At 70.4% G+C, this 1846-nt stretch carries 1 protein-coding gene and 1 pseudogene; one reads left to right on the top strand and one right to left on the bottom strand.

What is annotated here, in order from left to right:
• Positions 1-68: 68 nt before the first annotated feature.
• A pseudogene (locus BN903_RS03060) lies at positions 69-1329 on the bottom strand (HD domain-containing protein).
• A 116-nt stretch (positions 1330-1445) separates the two neighbouring features.
• Here BN903_RS03060 and BN903_RS03055 point away from each other — a divergent pair.
• A partial coding sequence (locus BN903_RS03055) for a universal stress protein (protein WP_048076321.1) occupies positions 1446-1846 on the top strand: 401 nt, incomplete at its 3' end.

The raw sequence follows: 1846 nt of genomic DNA, 5'->3' as shown, positions 1-1846 counted from the left end.
GTCCCTTCGAGATACATACCGGAGGCTCGCCAGCCGAGGGTAAAACGTCACGGGGACGCCCCGTCCGCTCAGAACTCGTCGAGCGTCGTCGGCATCGCGCCGCGCACCTCGGTCACGAGACCGTCGGAGTCGAGTCCGAGGACGTCCCCGGCCGCCCGGCCGACGCGGTCGGTCGCCGGTTCGGGGGCGTACACGCCGAGCCGCCACTGGTTCCGCTGTGCGGTCCGGAGCGCGGAGACGAGCGGCGACTGCCGCCACAAGCGCCGGATCTCGCCGTTGACGGTGACGCGCGCGGTCGACTCCCCGCATCGTCGGCTCGGGCGGCACGTCTAAGATTACGTGGTCGCGCGCGACGCCCGCCTCCTCGGCTATCTCGCGTTCGAGCGCCGCCTCCGCGGCGTGGTCCGCCTCGTGGACCCGGTCGGGAACGTCGTCGTACTCGGCCCACACGGCCAGCTTGTAGAGGTCGCGCTCGTCGTACCGCCGGGAGAGCCCGGCGGTCTCCCGGCAGTCCCGGATCGCCGCGAGGAAGTCGTGGTCGTCCATCCGCCGGAGCTCGGCCGCGGTCGTCGCGGTCGCGTCGAGGAGGTCGCTCGCGGCCCGGCGCAACATCGCCTTCGAGATCCGCGCCACGTGATGGGTGTAGACGACCGGGTTCATCAGCGCCCGGGCGAGCAGCAGGCTCTCGGCGGTCTGGACGTTCCCCTCGTCCAAGACGAGCTGGGGGCCGTCGCGGTCCGGCTCGTCTCCGTCCGGGATGTCGTCCCGTTCGACGAACGTCAGCTCCCGGACGAACCGCTCGGTGTCGATGGTGCCGTACGGGACGCCCGTGTGGTAGGCGTCGCGCACGAGGTAGTCCATGCGGTCCACGTCGAGTTCGCCCGAGACGAGGCCGGCGTACGGTCCCTCGCCGGCGACGATCTCCGCGATCCGGTCCGGGTCGAGGTCGTGGTCGCGCAGGGCCTCGCCGACCGCGCCGGTCGCGAGCAGCTCGCCGACATCGTCGTGGTACTTACCGGTCCGCCGGTGCGTGAGCGATTCGAGGTTGTGGCTGAACGGGCCGTGACCGGTGTCGTGGAGCATCGCCGCCGCCTCGATGCGGTCGGCGCGTTTCCCCTCGATCCCGAGGTGGTCGAGCGCACGGCTCGCGAGGTGGTAGACGCCGAGGCTGTGTTCGAACCGCGTGTGGTTCGCGGAGGGGTAGACGAGCTGGACCGTCCCGAGCTGTTTCACGTGGCGGAGGCGCTGGACGGCGGGGGTGTCGACGAGGTCGGCGGCGACCCCGTCGATCTCGATGTGGTCGTGGACGGTATCCTTGACCGTGATCATGCGTCCGCCTTCGGCGGCACGAGATAAAAGGCTGTGAGTGTCGATCGGGACGCGGCGATACCGCGAGCCACGGATCGGCGGTGCAATTTATATCCCGATCGGACGAAGCATCGCACATGTACGACGTGTTGCTCGGAATTGGACTCGACGACGAGGCGAGAGCGACCGCACAGGCGGCGGCGGTGACGGACCTTCCGGCCGCTGCCGACGAGGTGACCGCGCACCTCTGTCACGTCTTCCGAGACAACCCGGAGGGCGCGTCGGTCCACCAGCTCGGAACCGTGCGGCGCGCCCGCGCGGTGTTGGAAGACGCCGGTGTCGAGTGCGTCCACTACGAGGCCAGCGGCGACCCCGCCGACGAGCTGCTCGCGGCCGCGGCCGACGTCGACGCCGACGCGATCTGCGTGTCGGGTCGGAAGCGGAGTCCGACCGGGAAGGCCGTCTTCGGCAGCACCACGCAGGCGCTCGTGTTGAACGCGGAGCGGCCCGTGTTGACGGTTCCGGGACCCGAGAGGGA

This window comes from Halorubrum sp. AJ67, from assembly GCF_000513435.1.
The sequence above is the reverse complement of the archived record's forward strand: the minus strand, read 5'-3'. Positions and strand labels throughout refer to the sequence as shown.